17 protein-coding genes are annotated in these 23,683 nt (G+C 55.4%); 13 read left to right on the top strand and 4 right to left on the bottom strand.

Annotation, left to right across the window (positions count from 1 at the left end; translation table 11 throughout):
- Nucleotides 1–3 precede the first annotated feature (3 nt).
- The 3 genes from HNR65_RS05800 to HNR65_RS05790 are packed head-to-tail and all read left to right on the top strand — an operon-like array spanning nucleotide 4 to nucleotide 5,744.
- Nucleotides 4–1,404, top strand: coding sequence for an efflux transporter outer membrane subunit (locus HNR65_RS05800; RefSeq protein ID WP_181550510.1), 1,401 nt, complete (start codon nucleotides 4–6; stop codon nucleotides 1,402–1,404).
- A gap of 2 nt (nucleotides 1,405–1,406) precedes the next feature.
- Nucleotides 1,407–2,642, top strand: coding sequence for an efflux RND transporter periplasmic adaptor subunit (locus HNR65_RS05795; protein WP_220128296.1), 1,236 nt, complete (start codon nucleotides 1,407–1,409; stop codon nucleotides 2,640–2,642).
- A complete protein-coding gene (locus HNR65_RS05790; protein WP_181550509.1) occupies nucleotides 2,643–5,744 on the top strand; it encodes an efflux RND transporter permease subunit in 3,102 nt (1,033 codons plus the stop codon).
- A gap of 24 nt (nucleotides 5,745–5,768) precedes the next feature.
- On the opposite strand, the gene HNR65_RS05785 is transcribed toward HNR65_RS05790, so the two are convergent.
- From HNR65_RS05785 to HNR65_RS05775, 3 genes are all read right to left on the bottom strand, one after another.
- Nucleotides 5,769–6,764: an HDOD domain-containing protein gene (locus tag HNR65_RS05785; protein ID WP_181550508.1), complete on the bottom strand. Its 996-nt coding sequence runs from the start codon at nucleotides 6,762–6,764 to the stop codon at nucleotides 5,769–5,771.
- Between the two features lie 435 nt (nucleotides 6,765–7,199).
- A complete protein-coding gene (locus tag HNR65_RS05780; RefSeq protein ID WP_181550507.1) occupies nucleotides 7,200–8,222 on the bottom strand; it encodes a LysM peptidoglycan-binding domain-containing protein in 1,023 nt (340 codons plus the stop codon).
- Between the two features lie 328 nt (nucleotides 8,223–8,550).
- The gene (locus HNR65_RS05775) at nucleotides 8,551–10,110 is read right to left on the bottom strand and encodes an FGGY-family carbohydrate kinase (protein WP_181550506.1); all 1,560 of its coding nucleotides are present in this window, start codon (nucleotides 10,108–10,110) and stop codon (nucleotides 8,551–8,553) included.
- Nucleotides 10,111–10,463: 353 nt separating this feature from the next.
- Between HNR65_RS05775 and aroF the strand changes: the two genes are divergently transcribed.
- Together aroF and aroB are read left to right on the top strand one after the other, a co-directional pair.
- Nucleotides 10,464–11,474, top strand: a complete 1,011-nt coding sequence (aroF, locus tag HNR65_RS05770; RefSeq protein ID WP_181550505.1) for a 3-deoxy-7-phosphoheptulonate synthase — start codon at nucleotides 10,464–10,466, stop codon at nucleotides 11,472–11,474.
- 31 nt (nucleotides 11,475–11,505) lie between these two features.
- Nucleotides 11,506–12,531, top strand: coding sequence for a 3-dehydroquinate synthase (aroB, locus tag HNR65_RS05765; protein ID WP_181550504.1), 1,026 nt, complete (start codon nucleotides 11,506–11,508; stop codon nucleotides 12,529–12,531).
- A gap of 7 nt (nucleotides 12,532–12,538) precedes the next feature.
- Here the strand turns inward: aroB and HNR65_RS05760 are convergent, their stop codons facing one another.
- Nucleotides 12,539–12,820: a transcriptional regulator gene (locus HNR65_RS05760; protein WP_181550503.1), complete on the bottom strand. Its 282-nt coding sequence runs from the start codon at nucleotides 12,818–12,820 to the stop codon at nucleotides 12,539–12,541.
- A gap of 147 nt (nucleotides 12,821–12,967) precedes the next feature.
- Between HNR65_RS05760 and HNR65_RS05755 the strand changes: the two genes are divergently transcribed.
- The 8 genes from HNR65_RS05755 (at nucleotide 12,968) to clpA (ending at nucleotide 23,679) form a co-directional block, all read left to right on the top strand.
- Entirely contained in the window at nucleotides 12,968–13,951 is a 984-nt protein-coding gene (locus HNR65_RS05755) for a patatin-like phospholipase family protein (RefSeq protein ID WP_181550502.1), read from the top strand.
- 31 nt (nucleotides 13,952–13,982) lie between these two features.
- Nucleotides 13,983–15,230, top strand: a complete 1,248-nt coding sequence (locus HNR65_RS05750; protein WP_181550501.1) for a tetratricopeptide repeat protein — start codon at nucleotides 13,983–13,985, stop codon at nucleotides 15,228–15,230.
- Entirely contained in the window at nucleotides 15,227–15,934 is a 708-nt protein-coding gene (locus HNR65_RS05745; protein WP_181550500.1) for a hypothetical protein, read from the top strand. Before HNR65_RS05750 ends, HNR65_RS05745 begins: the two co-directional genes overlap by 4 nt.
- Nucleotides 15,935–16,035: 101 nt before the next feature.
- Nucleotides 16,036–17,073 carry an N-acetyl-gamma-glutamyl-phosphate reductase gene (gene argC, locus HNR65_RS05740; protein WP_181550499.1) on the top strand — a complete coding sequence of 346 codons (1,038 nt, stop codon included), beginning with the start codon at nucleotides 16,036–16,038 and terminating at the stop codon, nucleotides 17,071–17,073.
- Between the two features lie 62 nt (nucleotides 17,074–17,135).
- Nucleotides 17,136–18,044: a bifunctional methylenetetrahydrofolate dehydrogenase/methenyltetrahydrofolate cyclohydrolase FolD gene (gene folD, locus HNR65_RS05735; protein WP_181550498.1), complete on the top strand. Its 909-nt coding sequence runs from the start codon at nucleotides 17,136–17,138 to the stop codon at nucleotides 18,042–18,044.
- Between the two features lie 318 nt (nucleotides 18,045–18,362).
- Complete coding sequence (gene secA, locus HNR65_RS05730) at nucleotides 18,363–20,900, top strand: preprotein translocase subunit SecA (RefSeq protein WP_181550497.1); 2,538 nt, start codon at nucleotides 18,363–18,365, stop codon at nucleotides 20,898–20,900.
- Between the two features lie 220 nt (nucleotides 20,901–21,120).
- Nucleotides 21,121–21,435 (top strand): ATP-dependent Clp protease adapter ClpS, encoded by a 315-nt coding sequence (gene clpS / locus HNR65_RS05725; protein WP_181550496.1) that lies wholly within the window; start codon nucleotides 21,121–21,123, stop codon nucleotides 21,433–21,435.
- Between the two features lie 3 nt (nucleotides 21,436–21,438).
- Nucleotides 21,439–23,679, top strand: coding sequence for an ATP-dependent Clp protease ATP-binding subunit ClpA (clpA, locus tag HNR65_RS05720; RefSeq protein ID WP_181550495.1), 2,241 nt, complete (start codon nucleotides 21,439–21,441; stop codon nucleotides 23,677–23,679).
- Nucleotides 23,680–23,683: the final 4 nt, after the last annotated feature.

Below are 23,683 nucleotides of genomic sequence, written 5' to 3'. Positions count from 1 at the left end.
TTTATGCTTGCCAACAATCTGCTATTAACATTGGCTTTCAGGGCCCTGGCGGTTTTGCTGCTGCTTGCGGCAGTGCTTGTGTCCGGCTGTTTCCGGCCGACAGACGGGTTTGCCCCGGACCTGGTTCACGCCCCGGAATCCTTTTCCGCATCCGGTGAACAGGCATTGGCCGACCGCTGGTGGACCGAATTTCATGATCCGGATTTGAATGCTGTGGTGCAGCAGGCCCTGGAGCAAAACTTTGATTTAAAGACCGCATGGCAGCTGCTTGAAGAGGCAAAAGCCCTGGCGGAAAGCCAATCCGCATCCCTTTTCCCTCAGGTTGAGGCTTTTTCCGAGGCAGAGGCCAGCCGGGCTGCTGCCGGCACCAGCGATGAAGTGCTGCGCCTGGGGCTTTCGGCTGAATACGAGGTGGATCTGTGGGGCCGTATCCGGTCGGAAACCGATGCCGCGCGATTGCGGGCTGAAGCGGGTCTTGAAGCCTATCGCACGGCTGCGGTTTCTTTGTCCGCGGAAGTGGTGCGCACCTGGTACCAGCTTGCCGAGGCCTGTGCCCGGCTCCGGCTTTTGCAGGATCAGATCAATGCCAACGAAAAAATCCTTTCCCTGATCCAGAGCCGGTTTGAAAACGGCCAGTCCGACCGGGCCGATGTAATCCGTCAGGATCAGCTCCTGGAATCCACGCGGGAGCAGGCCCATGCTGCAAAATCCGCAATCAGTGTTTTCAATCACCAGCTGGCGGTGCTGCTTGGCCGGTCTTTTGACAAAAAAACCGGCTGTCCTTCTTCCAGGCTTCCCGGTCTTCCCCCCATACCGGAAACCGGTGTTCCCTCGCAACTGCTGAGCCGGCGGCCAGATGTCCGGGAGGCCCGCAGACGGCTTCAGGCGGCGGACAAGGACCTGGCAGGGGCACAAATCAGCCGGTATCCCAGGCTCAGTATTACGGCCTCTGCATCCACCACCGATCAGGACCCGTCCGAGCTTTTTTCCGACTGGCTCCGGTCGGTGGCTGCAAACCTCGTGCTTCCCGTTGTTGACGCGGGGCGGCTCAGGGCCGAGGCCGATGCGGCTGAAGCCGTCAAGTACCAGCGGCTTTATGAATACGGACAGATTGTTGCGGAGGCGTTTCAGGAGGTCGAAGACGCCCTTGTGCAGGAGAAAAAGCAAAAGGATCGGGTCCGCAGTCTTCGGCGGCAGCTGGATTTGGCCCAAAAGGCCGGGCGGCAGTTGAAGGACCGGTATTTCAATGGTGCGGGAAATTATATTGACATATTATCCGCCCTTACAGACGAGCAGCAGATCAGGCGTGATCTGCTCGGCGCCAGGCTGCAGTTGCTGGAATACAGAATTGCTTTGTACAGGGCACTGGCCGGCGGGTTTGTAACCCGGCAGGAGGAAAACTGATCGTGTCATCAACCGATAAATCTTCAATTACACAACGCGGACGCCTCGGATGGAAAGCAACCCTGCTGGTCTGCGCGCTGATTTTTTTGACCGGCGCAGGCGCCCTGGTTCTCGTTTTTCTCACCGAACCGGAAGTCAGCCGGATGGAAGCTGCCAGGCAAACCGCCATGCTGGTGGATGTCATCGAGGTGCAAAAAGGAGACTACAGGCCTGTGATCCGGGCCATGGGCACGGTTGTGGCCGAACACGACGTGTCGCTGCAGCCCCGGGTGGGCGGGCAGATTCTTTCCCGCTCCGATGATTTTACCCCGGGCGGTTTTGTGGAAAAGGGGCAGGTGATTGTCCGGATTGATCCAGCGGATTACAGAAACAGCCTGACGCAGCGAAAAAGCGACCTGGACCGGGCTGTATCGGATTTGCAGCTGGAAATGGGCCGGCAGAATGTGGCCGAGCAGGACTACCGGGCCATGGGCCGTGAGCTTTCCGGTCAGCACCGGGACCTGGTGCTGCGCCGGCCCCAGCTTAAGGCGGCAAAGGCCGAGGTAGACGATGCAAAAGCCGCAGTTTCCCAGGCCGAGCTGAAGCTTGAGCGCACGCGGGTAAAAGCCCCTTTTGACGCCAGAGTTCTGAGCCGGCAGGCCGATGTGGGTTCGCAGGTTTCGGCCGGAGATGTGCTGGGCCGTCTGGTGGGCACCAAAACTTTCTGGGTGGCGGCAACGGTTTCCCAGTCAGCCCTTCCATGGATTTGTTTTCCGGAAAACAGCAATGAAAAAGGCGCCATGGTGCGCATCCGGAACCGGTCGGCCTGGTCCGAAGGTATGAGCCGGACCGGCCGGCTTTACCGGCTCGTGGGCGCTTTGGCTGAGGATACGCGTTTTGCCCGGGTGCTTGTGGCTGTTGATGACCCCCTGGGACGCAAGGCAGATGACCCAAAAACGCCCCCGCTTCTGCTCCAAAGCTATGTGGCGGCCGAAATCCAGGGCCGGCCAATATCCGGGGTGATCCGGGTGAAGCGGGATCATGTACGCAAAAACAACACGGTCTGGGTGATGAAGGACGGAAAGCTGGATATCCGGGATGTAAAGATCGTGTTTTCCGATGCCCAACACGCCTATATCCGCAAGGGGCTAAGTGATGGTGAAAAAGTGGTCACCTCGAGTCTGGCCACTGTGGCCGGGGGGGCACCCCTGCGTTTGAAAGACGCCGATGAAAACGGCCATTCGGCAGACGGCGGTTAAATGAATACAGAGACCAGCGTTCCCGAATCCCCCAAAATTCGCCCGGGACCCATTGAATGGATGGTTCGCAACCCCATTGCCGCCAATCTGCTGATGGTCATTTTGATTGCCGGCGGCATCTGGACGGCCTTTGCCATCCAGAAGGAGGTGTTTCCCGAATTTGAGCTTGACATGGTCGAGGTCTATGTGAGCTATCCCGGCGCCGACCCGGCGGAAGTGGAACAAGGCATCCTGCTGCCCGTGGAAGAGGCCATCCGGGGCGTTGAAGGCATCGAGGAAATCACCTCCACAGCCCGGGAAGAATCGGGCAGGGTCCAAATCGAGTTGGTCTCCGGGGCCAACCGGATGAAGGTTTTCCAGGATATCGACCAGGCGGTCAACCGGATCCGGACATTTCCGGACAACATCGAAGAACCAGAGGTCCGGCTGCTGGACCCCCGGCGCGATGTCATGGAAATCGGCCTTTACGGGGATGTGGATATCTGGACCCTGCGCGTGCTGGCCGAACGGTTAAGGGATTTGCTGCTCGCCCACCAGGCCGTCACCCAGGTGGAACTCGGCAATGTGCCCGATTATGTCACCCATGTGGAAATCCCCCGGGATACGTTGCGGGAATACGGCCTGACCCTGGGTCGCGTAGCCGGGATCATAGAGGCCTCGAGCCGCGACATTCCGGCCGGAGCCCTGGAAACCGCCGGCGGCGAGATCCTTCTGCGTATGAAGGAACGCCGGCAGTGGGCCCGGGAGTTCGGGCAGATCGAGATTGTCACTTCACAATCGGGATCCGGGGTCATGCTGGCGGAAATGGCCCAAATCACAGACGGGTTTGAAGAAGCGGGCTTCCATTCCCGCTTCAACCGGCAGCCTTCGGTGGAAATCGAGGTCTTTCGGGTGGGAAGCCAGGATCCTTTGGAGGTAGCCGGCGCGGTGAGCAGTGTTCTCGAAGCGTTTGAAACAACACTGCCCCCAGGGGTCAGGACCCGCATTGACAGCAACCGGGCCGATGACTACGGGCAGCGCCTTTCCCTTCTTTTGAAAAACGGGCTGATCGGACTGTTTATCGTCCTGGGCATTCTGGCAGTGTTTCTGGAATACAGACTGGCCTTCTGGGTGATGATGGGCATGGCCATTTCCTTTGTGGGCGGGTTGGTGTTTTTGCCCCTTGCCGGGGTGAGCATCAACATGATCTCCATGTTTGCCTTTCTTGTGGCCCTGGGCATTGTGGTCGATGACGCCATTGTGGTGGGGGAAAACATCTATGAGCAGCGGCAGCAGGGAACCGGTTTTCTGCCGGCGGCTATCAACGGCGCCCGGGAAATGGCCGGGCCGGTGACATTTAGTATCCTGACAAACATCGTGGCGTTTGTACCCCTCATGTTTGTACCCGGAATAATGGGCAAATTCTGGTGGTCGCTTCCGACGGTTGTCATCATTGTGCTGGCTGTGTCCCTGTTTGAGGCCATGTTCATCCTTCCGGCCCATCTGGCCCACAGCGGCACAGGGGGGCAGACCGGTCCCGGCGCGCGTCTGCATGCATTGCAGCAGCGTTTTGCCTCCGGGTTCAACCGGTTTGTGGATCGCTGGTACCGGGGATTGCTGGAATTTTGTCTGCGCTATCGATATATCACTCTTTCCGCGGCCCTGACCTTGCTGGTGGTGGTGGGCGGTTATGCCTACAGCGGGCATATGGGCATGATCATGATGCCCGAGGTGTCAGCAGATGAAATTGAGGCCGGCGTGACCCTGCCGGTGGACACCACACCAGACCAGGCTGCACAAGTGGCCGATCAAATCACCGAATCCACCCTGCGCATGTTTGAAAGACACAATCTGCAGCGGGCTGCAGAGGGGGTGAAGACAAACGTGCGCGGCCAGAATTTTATTGACGTTGAAATTGTCATGAAACCGCCCGGCGAGCGTGACATGACCGCCGCCGAAGTCATAGAACTGTGGCGAAAAGAAATCGGCGACATCAAGGGCGTGGACCAGATCACCTTTGAGGCCGAGCGCGGGCCCGGCGGGCACCGCCCTGATGTAAGCGTTGATTTGAGCCACAGCGACATCAATGTGCTCGAAGAAGCAAGCATTGCGTTTTCAGAACGCATTGCTGTTTTTCAGGCAGCCCGGGATGTGCGCGACAACTACGAAAAAGGCAAAACCCAGTTTGATTTTACCCTCACGCCCGAGGGCCGGAGCCTGGGACTGACCCCATTTGAGGTGGGCCGCCAGCTGCGCCACGCGTTTTACGGGGCAGAGGCCATTCGCCAGCTCCGGGGGGCAAACGAGGTGGAGGTGCGGGTGAAATTGCCCGAATCCGAGCGCAAAGCGCTCTATCCTCTCCAGGATCTGGTCATCCGCACGGAAGAGGGCATCGAGGTCCTGTTTACAGATATCGTCGAACTCAAAGCCGGGACAGCCTATACCTCCATCAACCGGCGCGACGGAAGAAGGGTGGTCACTGTGAGCATGACTGTTGAGCCCAAAAGCGCCATCACAAGGGTCATGAATGAGATCCGGGGTGATGTGCTGCCCGGGCTGAGGGCGGATTATCCTGGTATTACCTGGACGTTTCAGGGCGGCGAGGCCGAGATGCGGGAGTCCACCGCCGCGCTCCAGGGCGGTTTCATCATGGCCATGGCCGTGATTTACGGTCTTCTGGCGGTGATATTTGCAAGTTATATTCAGCCGTTGATCGTGATGACCGCCATTCCTTTCGGGATCGTGGGCGCGGTGGCAGGCCACATTCTGCTGGGCTTTGATCTGTCGCTGATCAGCCTCATGGGTATTATCGCCCTGTCTGGCGTGGTGGTCAACGACTCATTGATCATGATCCATTACGCCAATAAGAGAAGAGCCATGCATTCGGCATTTGACGCCATTCACCAGGCCGGGCTGCGGCGGTTCCGGCCCATCGCGCTCACCACCCTGACCACATTCGGGGGCCTGACCCCCATTATTCTGGAAAGTTCCAGGCAGGCCGCCTATCTCATCCCCATGGCCATTTCCCTTGGCTTTGGCATCGTGTTTGCCACTTCCATCATTCTGGTCATTGTACCGTGCCTGTATTTGGTTGTTGAGGATCTCGCAAAGCCTTGCGGGTAAATGCCTGACAAAACGGTGCTGCCTTCAGGCCTCCATGCTTTTGATGATGCTGTCGACCATGTCCTCCATGTCAAAGGTCATCTGGTCCAGGTCATCGGTGGGCATGCCGATGGCGTCCAAAGCGCTGTTGTCCATGACAAAATTGCTCTCCAGGTTGTTGGTATTGGCCATGGCATCGGAGATGTGCAGGATGCAGGCAAGCGGGTCATGGCCGCATTCAGCCGGGCTGTGGTGATACCGAATGGCATGGGTCAGGTTTTCCGGGAGCTTCCAATTTTTTAGATACCTGGCGGCCAGCGCCGCATGGTCGAATTCAAACATTTCTGTTTCCGCGTCCTGCAGGGTCTTTCCCCGGGCCAGCAGCTCATTGAATTGCCGCTGATTTTTATGGACATGGGAGTCGAGCAAAACCATGCCGGAATCATGGATGAGCCCGGACATGAAAGCGTCATTGATCAGTTCCGGGTGATATTTTTCAGCAATGGCTTTGGCACCCACTGCCACTGAAAGGGAATGCTTCCATACGAATTTGGCCTCAATGTTGTATCCCTCCAGGTGTTTTCCCATCATTCTGGAACTGCTGACCACGGTAATGAGCTCAAACAGGGTTTGAAATCCAAGAAGGGCGGAGGCCTGCTGTACGGAGGTTACGGGCACACTCACCCCGTAGTAGGCGGAATTGGCGATGCGCAGCACCCGGGTGGCCATGGCCTGGTCGGTTTCCAGCACCTGGCTGATTTCTTTGAATCCGGAGTTGTCACTGGAAAGCACCTCGTTTGCCCGGGCGATGATTTGCGGCATTGGCGGCAGTGCTTTTGAGGTCTGAACAATCCTTTCCATCAACTCCGGGCCGGTCTGGCTCGGCGTCTTTGTTTCCGCCCGGGTTTGCTGTTGATCCTTTTGCACCCTCAGCACGGTGTTGCACGCCGGGCAAAGCAGATCCACAGGTTTGTTCTCAGGCAGTTCGCTGTCAGGTATCTGGTAGGTTTTGTTGCAACCCGTGCAGGTGATGGAAACCAATTGAACGCTCCTCTGAATGAATTCCTTCTACAGTATATACCATCCCGGCAGGGCAGTACGATAGCCGGGCCAGGTCTTGATGGCACCGTAAAAAGCCCAATATCTGCGTTACGCACGATTTCTCAGAATTTCACGTACGGATAAGTACGCTGCATTCTTTGAAATCGCGCAAGCCTTGATCTTGAACTTTTTACGGCGCCATCTGAAAACCGGCTTTTTACGAGTATGTCAGGTCTTAATCGTTGATATTTTTCCTATCGGATATGCCGCGGATTTCTTTAGGTGTCGTCTGAAAAATTTTACAGGAACTTTAATCGGCGGGCAATTCATCGCTTCGGCGTAAATGGTTTTCAGCATAAAGACCTTTAAAAAGCCGGACAGGGTGGATTTCCTTCCACCCTGTCCGGAAAAAAAGAAAGCATTCGTCGGATGCGTTTATTTAAAGGCCTGCAGCGGCATGCCGGCCTTAAGATCTTCCTTTGAGTCCGTGATCAGTACGGTGGCCGTGTTGTCTTCAGTGTGGAGCACCAGCAGGGTGCCGATCTCCTCGCTGGTCAGATATTTCGGGGAATCCGGACCCCAGTCCGGATTAGTGGAGACCTCGAAAAGAACCGTGTACTGCTGGCCAACTTCAATGCCGTCGTCCCGGCCCTTGTTGATAAAGGCAATGGTGTCTTGACCAATGAAATTCCAGTCCTCTTCTGACTTCATGAGGCTGGCATTCAGATTTTCAATGCCGGGTTTGAGCCGGATGTCTGCCTTTCGATCCATCAGGGGCATGATTTTGTCGTTTTTTTGAATGTCGTGAAATGCCTCCACGATTCTGCCTGCGGCAAAATCCGGCTGGGAATCCGTAATTTTCAGGACACCGGTGAGCAGGTACTGATCTCCGATATATTGATTAGTGGAAGGATCGTCAACAGCGCCTTTCATGCGGTAAATCAGGTATCTTTCCCCTTTGTCGATGTCCCCGTAGGCTTCCGGCCGGATGTAGACCTTGTCACCGGTGCTTAACAGGTTATGGTCATGGCGTTCAAGTGCGAGCGTCCCCAGGGTTTCAACAGGTTGCTTGCGGACAAATCCCACTGTCCGGATCGGGGTATAAGTAAAATACTGCTCGATTTCTTCCCGGGTGGGTTCGGTTTCCTGCCTTTTTTTATCACCAAAGCTTTTTTTGTATATCCGGATTTTCTGGCCCGGGTAGATCCAGTGCGGATTGGGAATCTGTGGGTTGTAGTGCCATAAATCCGGCCATTGCCAGGGAGAGTCTGAAAACTCTTCAGACAGATCCCACAGGGTGTCACCCTTTTGGACCGTGTAGTAAAAACCGGTTTCTGTTTCAATGATGTGCTCTTCAATGCCGGCGTTTGCTGATGTAATGAAAAACATCACGAGTGCCGCGCACAGACCGGCGGTGACAAGTTTCCGGATTCGCCTGGATTTGGATTGCGTTCTCATGCCCTGCCCCTTGTGGTGGTTAACGGGTTTTTCCGGAAGTGGTTTTGTAACCACCTCCAACAGTGTAAAAGAAAAAAGGTTGATGGCACCGTAAAAGTCCAATATTTGCGTTACGCGCAATTTCTTAGAATTTCACGTACGGATAAGTACGCTGCATTCTTTGAAATTGCCCAACCCTTGATCTTGAACTTTTTACGGCACCATCTAAAGTCATACTTTTTACGATTCCATCAAGGTTGAAAATGGGCATTTTTATGAGAAATTCTCATAAATGCCTGTTTATGTTTAAAGGATTTTTTTTTTAATGTCAAGTGCCGGATCAAACCGCTTATTGCGGGTACCCGGTAATTTCCCGGATTTCTTCGTACAATGGTTTGAGCCGGGCATACATTTTTTGATAGATGCGCTTGTATAATGCCTCATAAAGCCTCTGGTTTTCGGCAATGGGCTCGAATGTGTCTCCGATGCGGGTCATGGCGGCGATTGCAGCGGGATAGTCCGGGTGCAGATTCAATCCCACGGCCGTGTTGATGGCCGCTCCCAGCCCGGAGGTTTCATAAATATGCGGCCTGGATGCCGGCAAATTAAAAACATCTGCGGTGACTTGCATGGCATTGCGGCTCTGGGAGCCGCCTCCGGAAATCCGCAGCTGCCGGATGGGCGTTTTGGTCCGTTTTTCAATTCGCTCCTTTCCTTCTCGCAGGGCATAGGCCAGGCCTTCCAGGATGGCCCGGTACACGTGGCCGCGGGAATGGATGTCGCCGAACCCGATAATGCTGCCCTTGGCTTCGGGGCCGGGCATTTTGATGCCGGGAGTCCAGTAGGGCTGGAGCATCAGTCCCATGCATCCGGGGGCAATGTCGTCAATCAGGCTGTCAAACAGCGCCTCTGCATCCACGCCCAGGTCTTGGGCCTTTTGCTGTTCTTTGTGCCCAAATTCTTTTTTAAACCAGCTTACCATCCAGTAGCCGCGGAAAATCTGTACTTCAAGGGAATGATGGCCCGGAATGGCAGACGGGTAGGGCGGGATCAGGGATATGGGCTCCACATAGCGATTATGCGTCACATTGATGGTGGCCGTGGTGCCGTAGCTGATGCATCCGGTTTGCGCATCCATGCTGCCCGACCCGATAACCTCGCAGGCTTTGTCCGCGGCCGCGGCAACAACCGGCAGCCCCTCGGGAATTCCGGTATGCCGGGCGGCTGTGGCGCTTACCAATCCAAGGCGGCCGCCCGGGTGGATCAGCCGGGGCAGCATGTCCGGGTCAACGGGCAGGGCCCGCCATTTCCAGTCTGAATTTCCGGCCCAGGCAAGGCGCTTGTAGTCAAACGGCAGATATGCCACCTGGCAGCCCACGGAATCGGAAAACTCGCCGGTGAGCCGGTAGGTAAGATACCCTGACAAAAGCAGATATTTGTGGGTTTTTCCCCAGATTTCCGGCTGATGAGTTTGCAGCCAGTTGGCCTCGGCCTCCTGCTGAAAATAGGCCACAGTCCTGGATAGGCCTGCAACCTTGAAAAGCAGGCCCCAGAGTCCGCCCACGGGCGGGCAGTTCATTGCCTTGCGCTGATCCAGCCACAGGATTGCCGGCCGCAGGGGGCGGCCGTTTTTATTCACGTTGATTACGGTCCCCCGCTGTGTGGTGAGCGAGACACCGGCAAGACGTTTTCGCTCGATTTTTTTTTCGCTCCATAACCCCTGGCAGGCCCGGCCGAGCAACTCCCAGTACATTTCCGGGTCCTGTTCGGCCCAGCCCGGTTTTTCGGAAAAATAGGGGGTGAACGGGATCTTGACAATGGCCTGCATCCGGCCGGAGAGGTCAAATACCATGGCCTTTAAGCTCTGGGTGCCGTTGTCAATGGTGAGCAAAAGATCCTTGGTGGTCATGGCCGCCTCCGTGGGGGGATCACGATCATGTGGTATTTTTCCTTGACGCGGATCCGATTTTTGCCTATAGCATAAAAAACAGCTGATTTTTTCCGACCGGCTGACCGGTCCGTTCTGAATTTCAGACAATAGCTTATCATGGACATATTCGACAATCATAATTTCGTTTGGTCCTTTTTTTGGCGCTGGTGGTCCAAGGCCGAACAGGCGGGGTATGCCCTTCGGCCGGTGCCGCTGTAAAGCCGCCGGCAAAAGTTGACACACAGATAAACCGTGGGGCCCCGTCGGGCTTCACGGTTTTTTTGTTTTGCGGAAAAAGTTTTTATCAGTGATCTGAGACAGGAGGAAAAACCATGCTGATCGTCATGCGGCAGGATGCCACACAGGAGCAGATTGATGCGGTCATTGGCATTATCGGGGAAAAAGGATGTCAGGCCCGGCCCATTCCCGGCGGAGAAAGGGTTTCCATAGGGGTTTTATACAACAAAGGCCCTTTGGATCCAGCCAATTTTCAGGCCCTGGCCGGGGTCAAGGAGGCCATTGCCGTAACCCGCCCATACAAACTGGTCAGCCGGGAGGTAAAGCCCCATGATACAATTGTCCGGGTGGGCAATACAGAAATCGGCGGCAGCCGCTTTTCCATTATCGGCGGACCGTGCGCGGTGGAAAGCGAATCACTGGCCATGGCAACGGCCGAACACGTAAAAAAGGCCGGGGCCGACATTTTCCGAGGCGGTGCGTTTAAGCCCCGCACGTCGCCTTACGCTTTCCAGGGCCTGGGCGAAGAGGGGCTGAAAATTCTGGCAAAGGTACGTGAAACCTTTGACATGCCCGTGGTCACGGAGGTTTTGGACCTGGCGCATTTTGACATGGTGGAGCAATATGCCGATATCGTCCAGATCGGAACCCGAAACATGCAGAATTTCAGCCTTCTGCGCCGGGCCGGGGAGTCAAAAAAATCGGTGATGTTAAAGCGCGGCATGTCGGCCACCGTGGATGAATGGCTCATGGCTGCGGAATATATCATGTCCGAGGGCAACGAAAACATCATTTTATGTGAGCGCGGGGTGCGCACCTTTGTGCGCCACAGCCGAAACACCCTTGATTTTTCCGCCATTCCCGTGGTCCGGCGGGAAAGTCACCTGCCGGTGATCATCGACCCGAGCCATGCCTCCGGATATCGGGACCAGGTTCTGCCCCTGGCCAGAGCCGCCGCGGCCGTGGGCTCCCACGGGCTCATGGTGGAGGTCCATGATATGCCCGATTTTGCCCAGTGCGACGGGGGTCAGTCGCTGTACCCGGACCAGTTTGCGCTTATGTGCCGTCAGGCCAGGGCGATTTGCGATATTTTTGCTTCCTCATAAACGCAATTGGTTTATTTGAAAAGAGGTGGTAATGAAGCATCTTGAAATTGCCGGCCAAACCGGGGTTTCACAAATCCTGGTGGGCGAGCGCCTGGAAAATGCAGGCGCCCATTTGCCGGAAAACACGCGTGTGATTGTGATTACCGATGAAACCGTTAACCGGCTTTACAGTCAGAAAATGCCGGATGCAGAGCGCATTGTTATTGGCTGCGGCGAGCCGTCCAAGACCCTGGATACGGCCGCGTTTATTTACAGGCGCTTAATTGATCTGGAAGCCGACCGCAGCGTGTTTCTGTTCGGTGTGGGAGGGGGTATTGTGTGTGACATTACCGGTTTTGTGGCTGCCACCTATCTGCGGGGCGTGCGGTTTGCCAGTGCAGCCACAACCCTTCTGGCCCAGGTGGATGCCAGCGTGGGCGGCAAGACCGGGGTCAACCTGGACGGCTACAAAAACATGGTGGGGGTCTTTTATCAGCCCGGGTTTGTGATATGCGACCCGCACCTTTTGAAAACACTGCCCGGCCATGAGGTGGTTTCCGGGTTTGCCGAAATTATCAAGCATGCCGCCATAGCCGATGCCGGCTATTTCGGCCGGCTGGAAACCCGGGCCGAAGAGGCCATGGCCCTGATACCGGAGGTCATCGAGCAGATTGTTTATGACTCCGTTGTGATCAAATCCGACATTGTCAACCGGGACGAACGGGAAAAAGGTGAGCGTCGGAAACTCAACTTTGGCCACACTTTGGGCCACGCCATTGAAAAAACCATTGGATGCAGCCACGGTCAGGCCGTGAGCGCGGGCATGGTTGCCGCAGCCCGGTTGTCTGTGAAAAAAGGGCTGCTGTGCGAATCCGACATGCAGCGCCTTTCTGGTTTGCTGGCGTGCTTTGGTCTTCCGGTTTCCCTGCCTGCGGATCCGGCCGCGGTTTACGACGCCCTGGCCCGGGACAAAAAGCGGGAGGCGGATTTTATCTGGTTTGTTCTGCTTTCGGCCATTGGGGATTGTATGGTTTCACCTGTTGCCCTGACGGAGCTGCAAGCCGTGCTGGACCTGTAACAGGTTTTTATCTGACCTCAAATCTGGGGCTCTGGATGCGCTGGTTTTTGCATTCCGGACAACGGCCCGGCCGGGTGACCCGTTTGCGGCTGCCGAACACAAATCCGCAGGCCAGGCAGCGGGCGGGCTGAATGTGAAGTTTTTTGCCTTGGGAGGCAACGCTTTTGCCCACATGGGGCAGGTGGGCATAGACTTCTTTTTCGCTGATGCCCAGTTCCTGGGAAAGATCTCTGGCATCACAGAGCCCCTGCTCCAGAATCGCGATGATCTGCTGTCGAATGGTTGTCATGATCCTAAGGGTAAAGGCCAAAGGGCAAAGGTGCAAGAAAGAAAATCTGACAGAAACAAAACCGTTTGCCTGGATTAAGGCTTCCCGATGCGGCCGGCTGCTGAGAGTTTGCGATTTTATGCTTTTCAGGGGCAGGCCGGATGTATTATGAATAAAAAAACCGAAAGTCGGGACAGGGGGACCATGACGTTGATTTCCAGGCTTTTCAGCGAGTGCCGATCCATTAAAAGCCGATTTCTGGACTTTCCTCCCAAAAAGGTGCTGGTGCTCGAAGGCGGGGGCATGCGCGGTATTTTTCTGGTTGGCGTGCTTCAGGCCTTTTTGGAACGGGGGTATTATCCGTGGCGTGCCATCATCGGAACTTCTGCAGGCGCCCTGATCGGGGCGGCATATGCCGCCCGGCAAATTCATTTGGCCCGGGACGCGTTTTTCTCTGAACTGCTGACCGGCCGGTTTATCCGGATGAGCAATATTTTCAGACCGGAAAAGCACGTTTTGAACCTGGACTGGCTGCTGGATCAGTTCATTGCCGGACCAGAACCGCTTCATGTAAGGCGGCTGCGCAGCACGGGATGTCCCCTTTGGATCGCCGTTACCCGGTTTTATGAAGACGCACCCCCGGAACCCGTGTATCTGGAAAGCAAAATTCATGATATCCCGGATGCATTAAAGGCTTCGTCGGCCATTCCGTTTTTGTACCGCAATTTTGTCTCCTACGGCGGAGATCAGTTAATGGACGGAAGTGTCTGCAATCCCCTGCCGTACAAAAAAGCGCTGGAACTGGGCTTTGCGGAAAAAGACATCCTCGTGGTGGCCACCCGGCCCCGGGGATATCGAAAGGAGCGGGAATCCTTTTGGGTCAAGATGTTATATGAATCCTATTACAAAAAGGATCGCTACCAGCACTTGATTGCCGCCCTGGATCGACATTGGGGGACATACAATCAACTCCTGGATGACCTGGAGACCCAACACCGCATTGATGTGATTTATCCGCCGTCTGATTTCCGGGTCCATCGCCTGACCCGAAGCGAGGAAAAGATCCTGGAGGGTTTTGAGCAAGGGGTCACGGCAGCCGGAAAATTTTTACACCACCGCCGCGGACCGGATTTTCCGGAGCCTGCGGCATAAACTGGCGTTGATTGGAAAGGAAAGACAAGCAATGGGTTTGTTTCGCATATTTTCCGGAAAATCCCCGGAGGGACATGAAGAAAAAGGCGATGAATGCCTTCAAAACGCCGCCTATGGGCAAGCCCGGATTGAATTTGAAAAGGCATTGAATAAAATCAAAACCCGGCATCCGGAAAAAACCCACCTGCTTGACCGGATTGCGCAAAAGCATCAAGCGGCCAGCGAGGCACTGGCGCAAAACCATGTGGAAAACGCCCGGGCCCTGGCCGAAGCCGGGGATACCAGGGAAGCTGCTGAATTCTATGAACTGGCCATGGGCCTGACGGAAAATGCCGGAATCCGGAAACAGATCCAGCAGGACTTATCCGGCCTTGTCCGGGGAGGAAAAGAAATGCGCCGGTATGCTGAACCGCAACATTCCGATTCAGCGGCAGAGTCGGAGTTATCCGACGGGACCGGGCAATTTGATACAGATGAGGCGGAAATGTTTGCCGTGCTCTGCCACGCGCTACCCGAAGAGATGGCAGAAGAATACCGCTCCTATGGGGATGCCTTTGTCCGGGGGTATACCGCATTGAATCAGGGCGAATTTTCCACGGCTGTCACCGAGCTTTCCGAGGCCATGGCGCAAAACCCGGAAAAGCCCCTGATTGTTTTGGAACTGGCCACGGCCTGTCTGCATGCTGAAGACCACAACAGGGCGCGGCAGTTGCTGGAAACCTGCCTGGAACAAAATCCTGCGGAAATCCAGGCCTATCAGCTGCTCTGCGAATTGTTCTGGGAAAACGGGCAGTATTCCGAAGCCTGGAAACTGCTGGCCGCGGCACCCGAAGAGATTCAGGAAATCCGGGACATGCAGATGCTGATGGGAGAAACCTTTTTTCAGGCCGGAGACCTGGAAAAAGCCATGGGCATGTTTCAGGCCTGTGCCGATGCCCACGGCGAAGACGAAATCGTGTCCCGGGCTCTGGCCAAGACCCTGGAGGCCTCCGGGCACGTGACAGAGGCCCGGGATACATATGCCCGGATCATGAACCAGTGTGTGTCCTGTCAACAGCGCATTGACCCCTTTATCAAACGCCGGTTTGCCGAACTTTCCTTTCAAAGCGGCGAGACCTCAACCAAGCTGCTGGATTTGTTTTTCTCCCTGGTTCAGGAGGATCCGGAGAACCGGGGCGGGTATTATCAGCGCATCGGCCGGTTGTATGAAAAACAGGGCGAGTCGGATCAGGCGGCGCGCTATTTGGAACTCGCCGGCCGAATGAGGCAGCAGGCGTGAACGCTTCAGGCGGTTGTGCCGGCAGGACCGGTTTTTTTCGGGATTTGTTGATTGAAAACCGCATTTGCCGGAACATTGAATTTGACCACCTGCTGTTTTTTGCCGGCATGCGCTTTGGCAGTCGGAAAAGCTGGTGGGGCCACGGCAGGCCCCGGCCTCAGTCCCATGAAGGGCTGGATCTTTGTTTTTTTGTCGACAGGTCCGGCCGGTATTTCCGGCTGGATGAAACCGTCTGTGTGCCTGCGGCATTTGACAGCCAAGTGGTCGCCATGATCCCCGATTTTCTCGGGACAACTGTGATCGCAGCCCATGAGGTGGACAACCCTACTGGCAGGTGCCTTGTGTTGTACGCCCACATCACGCCGGAAAAAGGTCTGCATACCGGGCAGCGCCTGGAAGCAGGCCGGTGTTTTGCCCGTATTTCCGGTGAAAACAAAAAACGCTGGCTGCCGCCGCATCTGCATCTGAGCATGGCCGCGGAGGAAAATCTGCCGCCTTTGCAAAGACTGGACTGGCCGATGGTAAACCGCCTGGACCGGAATTTGTTCATGAACCCGGAACAGATCCTGGATTCGGATTTTCAGGTAATGGAATTTATTGTCCGAACAGATCTTTATGAGGCTTTTGTTCCGGTTTCTTCCGGGGGCGGACATTCGGGAGGGCCGGGTGCCGGAAAAACGGGCCTCTGCCATGAAACGCCTTGAATTTGCCGAAAAGCTCTGCTATTTGTTCTAGATTTCAACCTATACGTTCCGATTTCCTGGTGCTGGAAATCGTTTTTTGAAACAACCTGTAAGGAGGATCCATGATCAGAGCCGCTGTTGTCGGGGCCACCGGCTATGCCGGTGCAGAACTGGTGCGGATTCTTGCCGGGCACCCGGAAGCGGTGATCACGGCTTTAACCTCGCGGCAGTATGCGGACGTGGCCTTTGACAGCATATACCCGGCCATGGCGGGAATCATCACCCAGAAGTGTGAGACCTTTGATGCCGATTCGGTCTGCCGGCGTGCCGACGTTGTGTTTACGGCCCTTCCTCATAAACTTCCCATGGAAATCATTCCGGAAATCATTGAAAAAGGCTGCCGGGTGGTGGATCTGTCCGCGGATTTCCGGTTCCGGGATCCGGCCCTGTATGCGGCTGCATACCAGAGCCACGAATCAAAACAGCTGCTTGCCGAGTCCGTTTACGGGCTTTGCGAGATCTTTGCAGACGATATTGCCGGTGCGCGGCTGGTGGGCAATCCGGGCTGCTATCCAACCAGTGTGCTGCTGCCTCTGGTGCCTTTGGTGGAGGCCGGGCTCATTGACAGCGGAACCATTATTGCCGATTCCAAGTCCGGGGTCAGCGGTGCGGGCCGCAACCCTTCTGTCACCAGCCTCTACAGCGAGGTCAGCCAGTCTTTCAAGGCATACAAGGTGGCTTCTCACCGCCACGAACCGGAAATGGAAGAAAAGCTCACCCTGGCGGGGCAAAAACCTGTGAACATCACCTTTGTACCCCATCTGGTGCCCATGATCCGCGGCATGGAGACAACCATATATGCGAGCCTGGCCAGTGGCATAAATGAACCGGATATCCGGCAGTGTCTGGAGCAGTATTACCAGGACCGCAGGTTTGTGCGGATCACAAAGCAGGGCCGGCCGCCGGATACCCGGGACGTGCGCGGCACCAATTACTGCGATATCGGTTTTGTGGTGGATGATCAAAACCGCCGGCTGATTCTGATGTCGGCCATTGACAATCTGGTCAAGGGAGCGGCCGGCCAGGCTGTGCAGAACATGAACCTCATGTGGGGACTGTCTGAAACCACCGGCCTGACAGCAGCCCCGTATCCGGTTTGATTGGCCGTGATGACACAAAAATATGCCCCGAATGTGTAACCCCAAACAAAGGAGTTGGAAAAATGACGGCAAAACTGATTAAAGGAACTGAAATCCGGGAGCAGATCCTCGAGGAGATCGCAGAGGAAGTCAAACAGATCAAGGAGAAGCACAACAAGGTGCCCGGTCTGGTTACCATCCTGGTAGGCGAAAACCCCGCCTCGGTGTCTTATGTGACCCTAAAGATCAAAACCGCGGATCGTCTGGGTTACAAGGAAATTCAGGACAACCAGCCCGAAGACATTTCCGAGGCGGACCTGCTGGCCCTGATTGACAAATACAACAAGGATGATGAAATTCACGGCATTCTGGTGCAGCTGCCCCTGCCCAAGCACATCAACGAGAAAAAGATCCTCAATGCCATTGACCCGGACAAGGATGTGGACGGATTTCATCCGGTCAACGTGGGCCGCCTGATGATCGGCGGATCAGAGGTGAAATACGCGCCCTGCACCCCGGCCGGCATTCAGGAGATGATCGTGCGCGGCGGTGTTGAAACCAGCGGTGCCGAGGTCGTGGTGGTGGGCCGTTCCAATATCGTTGGCAAACCCATTGCCATGATGATGTGCCAGAAAGGCGAGGGTGCCAACTCCACGGTTACCATTGTTCACACCCGCACCAAGGATCTGGCCGCCCATTGCAAGCGCGCCGATATCCTTATCGTTGCCGCAGGCGTGCCCGGGCTGGTCAAGCCGGAATGGATCAAACCGGGTGCGTGTGTCATTGACGTGGGCGTTAACCGCGTGGGCGAAAAGGTCAGCGAGAAAACCGGTAAAACCATTGCCATCCTTCGCGGGGACGTGGATTTTGATGCAGCCAAGGAAATCGCCGGCTCCATTACCCCGGTGCCCGGCGGCGTGGGTCCCATGACCATTACCATGCTCATGAAAAACACTCTCAATTCCCTGAAATATCAGCTGGGGCTGAAATAGTCTGTTATCCGGGTTCCAAAACCAGGGCCCGCTTCCCCGTGAAGCGGGCCTTTTGCCTTCAAACCCGACACCTTGACGGCACCCCGGTCAGTCCATATATTATAGCGGACGTCAGCCCAAAACTTTGGACTTTGATGGTTTCGTAAAAAGTCAGTTTTTAGATGGCGCCGTGAAAAGTTCAAGATTAAGGCTTGCGGGATTGTCGAAGCATGCAGCGTACTTATCCGTACGTGAAATTCTGAGGAATCGCGCGTAACGCAGATATTGAACTTTTACGGTGTCATCAACTTTGAACCTTGAACCTTGAACAGGACTTCCATGGCAGCACTTGCCGCAGGCAATTTTTTAACCAAATTATTCGGCAGCAAAAACGAGCGGGTCCTAAAAAGGCTCTACCCGGTGGTGGATGCGGTCAACACCCTTGAACCCAAATACTCGGCCATGAGCGACGCGGATCTGGCCGCCCAGACCCCTTTGCTCAAATCCCGGTACCAGCAGGGAGAGTCCCTTGAGGACCTGCTGCCCGACGCCTTTGCCGTGGTTCGCGAAGCCTCATGGCGCACCCTGGAAATGCGCCATTTTGACATGCAGATCCTGGGTGGCATTGTCCTGCACCAGGGCAATATCGCGGAGATGAAAACCGGTGAGGGAAAAACCCTGGTGGCCACCCTGGCCATTTATTTAAACGCCCTGACCGGGAAAGGCGCCCACGTGGTGACGGTCAACGATTACCTGGCCCGGCGCGATGCCGAGTGGATGGGGAAGATTTACCGCTTTCTGGGCATGAGCGTGGGCAATATTGTCCACGGAATGAACGACCAGGAGCGCAAGGAGGGCTACGCCTGCGATATCACTTACGGCACCAACAACGAGTTCGGTTTTGATTATCTGCGCGACAACATGAAGTTTGACAAGGAATCGCTGGTGCAGCGGGAGCTGCACTTTGCCATTGTCGACGAGGTCGACAGCATCCTTATCGATGAGGCACGCACCCCTTTGATCATTTCCGGGCCTGCGGAGAAATCCACGCATCTGTATTACCAGGTCAACAGCATCGTTCCCCACTTAAAGCCCGAAGAACACTACACGGTGGATGAGAAGGCCAAATCCGTGACCCTGACCGAGGCGGGTGTGGCCATGGCCGAGCAGCAGCTCCAGGTGGAAAATCTCTATGATCCCAAAAACATTGAACTGCTGCACCATGTCAACCAGGCATTAAAGGCCCATGCCCTGTTTACCCGTGATGTGGACTACATCATCAAGGACAACCAGGTCATCATTGTTGATGAATTCACCGGCCGGCTCATGCCGGGCAGAAGATATAGTGAAGGGCTGCACCAGGCGCTGGAGGCCAAGGAAAACGTCAAAATCGAAAACGAGAACCAGACCCTGGCCACCATCACCTTTCAGAATTTTTTCCGCATGTATGATAAGCTTTCGGGCATGACCGGCACGGCCGATACCGAGGCCGCGGAATTCAAGAAGATCTACGATCTCGACGTGGTCATCATTCCCACCAATGAGCCCATGATCCGGGAGGATTATCCGGATGCGATATACATGACCAAAAAGGAAAAATACGATGCCGCCATCGAGGAGATCATCGAGTTAAACCGCGTGGGCCGTCCGGTACTGGTGGGAACGGTTTCCATCGATGTCTCGGAGTATTTAAGCGATTTGCTCAAAAAACGGGGTGTTGCCCACAATGTGTTAAACGCCAAAAACCACGAGGCCGAAGCCGAGATCATCGCCAATGCCGGCCAAAAGGGAGTGGTGACCATTTCCACCAACATGGCCGGCCGGGGAACCGACATCGTGCTCGGCGACGGGGTTGTGGAACTCGGGGGCCTCCACATCCTGGGAACGGAGCGCCATGAGAGCCGGCGGATCGACAACCAGCTTCGGGGCCGTTCCGGGCGGCAGGGCGATCCCGGTTCTTCACGATTCTATCTATCCCTGGAAGATGATCTGCTGCGGATCTTTGGCGGCGAGCGGATTTCCGGGATCATGAACCGCATGGGCATGAACGAGGGCGAGCCCATCGAGCACAAGATGATCTCCCGGGCTATTGAAAACGCCCAGCGCAAGGTCGAGGCCCACAATTTCGATATCCGCAAGCAGCTGCTGGATTTCGACGATGTAATGAACCAGCAGCGGGAGGTGATTTACCGCCAGCGCCAGCAGGCATTGAGCGACGACAGCCTCCGGCCGGTAATCCTGGAGATGATTGAAGAAAAGGCCGAACAGATTGCCTGGACCTATGCCGAGGAAAAAACCCCGCCCGCGGACTGGGATTTAAAGACCCTCTCCGATGCCGTGTTCCGGCAGTTTAATTTTAAAATCGATTTGAGCGCCGGACGCCTCGAAGGCCTGGACGCTGACGTTCTTGCCCGCCGGATTGCCGATGAAGCCAAAGCGGCCTATCAGGAAAAGGAAAAAATGCTGCCTGAGGAAGAATTCCGCCATCTGGAGCGCATTGTGATGCTCCAGACCGTGGATAGCCTCTGGAAGGATCACCTGCTGTCCATGGATCATCTCAAGGAGGGCATCGGGCTGCGCAGCTACGCCCAGCAGGATCCCCTGATGGTTTACAAGCGCGAAGCCTTTGCCATGTTCCAGGAGATGATCGACAGGATCAAGGAGGAAACCCTCAAAATACTGTTCCGGATTCAGATTGCTCCCTCTGCCGAAGTCGATGACCTTGTTCAGCCCGAAGAGCAGGAAATGTCATTTTCCCACGGCAGCGGCGAGGCTGCGGCCAAAAAGCCCCATAAACGCCAGGCGGCCAAGGTGGGCCGAAATGATCCCTGCCCCTGCGGCAGCGGGAAAAAGTACAAGAAGTGCTGCGGCAAATAGGCCTCTTCCCTGTTTCCTTTCATTCTGTCCTGTTGGTGATCCTTTCTGCAGGCCGCATTTGATGAATTTGGGTTGAATTTTGGATGCCAATGATTTTATAATTTTCATTACCCGGGCTGACAGTCCGGGTATCGGTGTTTATATTGAATTAAAATCCCGAAAATTTGCGCGAAATTATTTTTTCAGGCAAGAGGGGTGTTTTCGGTGAAGCGGAGGAAATATGCAGGAAAACAGGCCGGGAACCGAAGAAAAAGTAATTTCAAAGACCCGGAAATCACTTCAGGAGCCGCCCATGTACCGGGTGCTGCTCCACAACGATGATTATACCACCATGGATTTTGTGGTGGAGCTGTTGATGAACGTATTTCAGAAATCTTTCGAGGAAGCCACCCGTATCATGCTGCGGATTCACAGATCCGGAGCAGGGGTGTGCGGCGTATATACTTATGAAGTGGCGGAAACAAAGATTGAAACGGTCCATCAACTGGCTACTGAAAGAGGGTTTCCGCTGAAAAGCTCTATGGAAAAGGTGTAGCCTATGATCAGCAAGGGACTGAGCATCGTATTGAGCCAGGCCGTCAAAGAGGCCCGGAAAAGACGGCATGAGTATGTGTGTGTGGAACATATGCTCCATGCAATACTTCAAGACAGCGTTGGCAGCGAGATTATCGAATCCTGCGGCGGCAATGTGGAAACCATCCAGCAGGAGCTGGAGCGGTTTTTTGACGAAAAACTGGAAAAAGTGCCCAATGACCATGAATATATCCTCCAGCAGACCATCCGCTTTCAGCGGGTGATCCAGCGGGCGGTAAATCACGCCCGGTCCGCGGAGAAGGAATCCGTGTACGTGGGCGACATTCTGGCCTCCATTTTGGAGGAGCGTAAATCGCATGCGGCTTATTTTATGGCCGCCCAGGGCATTACCCGGCTGGATGTGCTAAACGTGATTTCCCACGGTACATCCAATGAAATGTTTAAGGAAAGCTCGGATACCGGCATTACCACGGGAAAAAAGCAGAAGAAAAAGGAAGCCGACCCCCTGGAAGTTTATGCTGTGGATCTTGTGGAACAGGCCTTGTGCGGCCGGCTCGATCCATTGATCGGCCGGCAGGTGGAAATGGATCGCACCGTGCAGGTGCTGTGCCGCAGGCGAAAAAACAATCCCGTGTTTGTGGGCGAACCCGGTGTGGGCAAAACCGCCATGGCCGAGGGCCTGGCCCAGCGCATTGCCGAAGGACAGATTCCGGATCTGCTCGAGGGCGCACGCATTTATGCCCTGGACCTGGGGGCGCTGCTGGCGGGCACGAAATACCGGGGTGATTTTGAGCAGCGGCTTAAATCCGTGATCAATGAGCTGCAAAAGCGGGAAAACGCCATTTTGTTCATTGACGAGATCCACACCATTGTGGGGGCCGGTGCCACCAGCAGCGGGTCCATGGATGCCTCCAATATCTTAAAGCCCGCACTGGCAAGCGGGGAGATGCGCTGCATTGGTTCGACCACCTATGAGGAGTTTAAGAATTTCTTTGAAAAGGACCGGGCTTTTTCCCGCAGGTTTGAAAAAATTGAGATTTCCGAGCCCTCCGTGGATGACACGGTTAAGATCTTAAAGGGACTGAAATCCTATTACGAGCAGCATCACTGTATCGGATACACGGATGCCGCTTTAAAGGCTGCTGCCGAGTTGTCGGCCAAGTACATCAATGAGCGCTATCTGCCGGACAAGGCCATTGATGTCATGGATGAGGCCGGGGTGCTGCTGCGGCTCACCGGTTCGGGCAGAAGAAAGCGGGTTCAGCCCACGGACATGGAAAAGGTGGTGGCCAAGATTTCCCGGGTGCCGGCCAACCGGGTAACGTCCACGGACAGGACCAATCTGGCCAGTCTCGAGACCCGGCTGGAGGAAAAGATTTTCGGCCAGCACAGCGCCATTGCCTCCCTGGTGACAGCCATCAAGCGGTCCCGGGCCGGGCTGGCCGCGCCTGAACGGCCTATTGGTTCGTTTTTGTTCACCGGTCCCACGGGTGTGGGCAAAACCGAGGTGGCCCGGCAGATGGCGGCCAACCTCGGGGTAAAGTTTCTGCGGTTTGACATGAGCGAGTACATGGAAAAGCACGCCGTGGCGCGCCTCATCGGAGCACCCCCGGGCTATATCGGTTTTGAACAGGGCGGGCTGCTCACAGAGCAGATCCGGAAAAATCCCTATGCCGTCCTGCTGCTCGATGAAATCGAAAAAGCCCACATCGACATGTACAACATCCTGCTCCAGGTTATGGATCACGCCGCGTTGACCGACAACAACGGCAAGGTGGCCGATTTCCGGAACGTGATTCTGATTATGACATCCAATGCCGGAGCCAGGGAAATGGCGGCCAACACCATCGGGTTTGGCGGCAGGCAGTTAGAGGATTTCGGCCAAAAGGGCAAAAAAGCCATTGAGAACTTTTTCAGCCCGGAGTTCCGCAACAGGCTCGATGATACCATCAATTTCCAGCCCCTGACCCAGGAAATCATGGAACAGGTGGTGGACAAGTTCATGGATGAGCTGGCCCCGCAGCTTGCGGTGAAAAAGGTCTCTGTGCGGCTTTCTGCCAATGCCCGCAAATGGCTGGCCCAAAAGGGCCATGATCCGCATTTTGGCGCCCGGCCCCTGGACCGGCTGATCCAGAAGGAAATCAAGGACGTGCTCACCGATGAAATTCTTTTCGGCCGGCTTACAAAGGGCGGCGAGGTCTTTATAAAGGTCAAAGACGACCGGCTGCTGTTTGCCTTTAGCTAGAAGA

Source organism: Desulfosalsimonas propionicica, from assembly GCF_013761005.1.
GTDB classification, from domain to species: domain Bacteria; phylum Desulfobacterota; class Desulfobacteria; order Desulfobacterales; family Desulfosalsimonadaceae; genus Desulfosalsimonas; species Desulfosalsimonas propionicica.
Note: the sequence above shows the minus strand (reverse complement) of the source record. Positions and strands in the feature narration are given on the sequence as shown.

Bases quoted from the DNA above. Each gene is read 5' to 3' on its own strand.
- aroF (WP_181550505.1), top strand. From the start codon at position 10,464: ATGCTGATCGTCATGCGGCAGGATGCCACACAGGAGCAGATTGATGCG.
- aroB (WP_181550504.1), top strand. From the start codon at position 11,506: ATGAAGCATCTTGAAATTGCCGGCCAAACCGGGGTTTCACAAATCCTG.
- HNR65_RS05755 (WP_181550502.1), top strand. From the start codon at position 12,968: ATGAATAAAAAAACCGAAAGTCGGGACAGGGGGACCATGACGTTGATT.
- HNR65_RS05760 (WP_181550503.1), bottom strand. From the start codon at position 12,820: ATGACAACCATTCGACAGCAGATCATCGCGATTCTGGAGCAGGGGCTC.
- clpA (WP_181550495.1), top strand. From the start codon at position 21,439: ATGATCAGCAAGGGACTGAGCATCGTATTGAGCCAGGCCGTCAAAGAG.
- secA (WP_181550497.1), top strand. From the start codon at position 18,363: ATGGCAGCACTTGCCGCAGGCAATTTTTTAACCAAATTATTCGGCAGC.
- folD (WP_181550498.1), top strand. From the start codon at position 17,136: ATGACGGCAAAACTGATTAAAGGAACTGAAATCCGGGAGCAGATCCTC.
- HNR65_RS05775 (WP_181550506.1), bottom strand. From the start codon at position 10,110: ATGACCACCAAGGATCTTTTGCTCACCATTGACAACGGCACCCAGAGC.
- HNR65_RS05790 (WP_181550509.1), top strand. From the start codon at position 2,643: ATGAATACAGAGACCAGCGTTCCCGAATCCCCCAAAATTCGCCCGGGA.
- clpS (WP_181550496.1), top strand. From the start codon at position 21,121: ATGCAGGAAAACAGGCCGGGAACCGAAGAAAAAGTAATTTCAAAGACC.
- HNR65_RS05750 (WP_181550501.1), top strand. From the start codon at position 13,983: ATGGGTTTGTTTCGCATATTTTCCGGAAAATCCCCGGAGGGACATGAA.
- HNR65_RS05780 (WP_181550507.1), bottom strand. From the start codon at position 8,222: ATGAGAACGCAATCCAAATCCAGGCGAATCCGGAAACTTGTCACCGCC.
- argC (WP_181550499.1), top strand. From the start codon at position 16,036: ATGATCAGAGCCGCTGTTGTCGGGGCCACCGGCTATGCCGGTGCAGAA.
- HNR65_RS05800 (WP_181550510.1), top strand. From the start codon at position 4: ATGCTTGCCAACAATCTGCTATTAACATTGGCTTTCAGGGCCCTGGCG.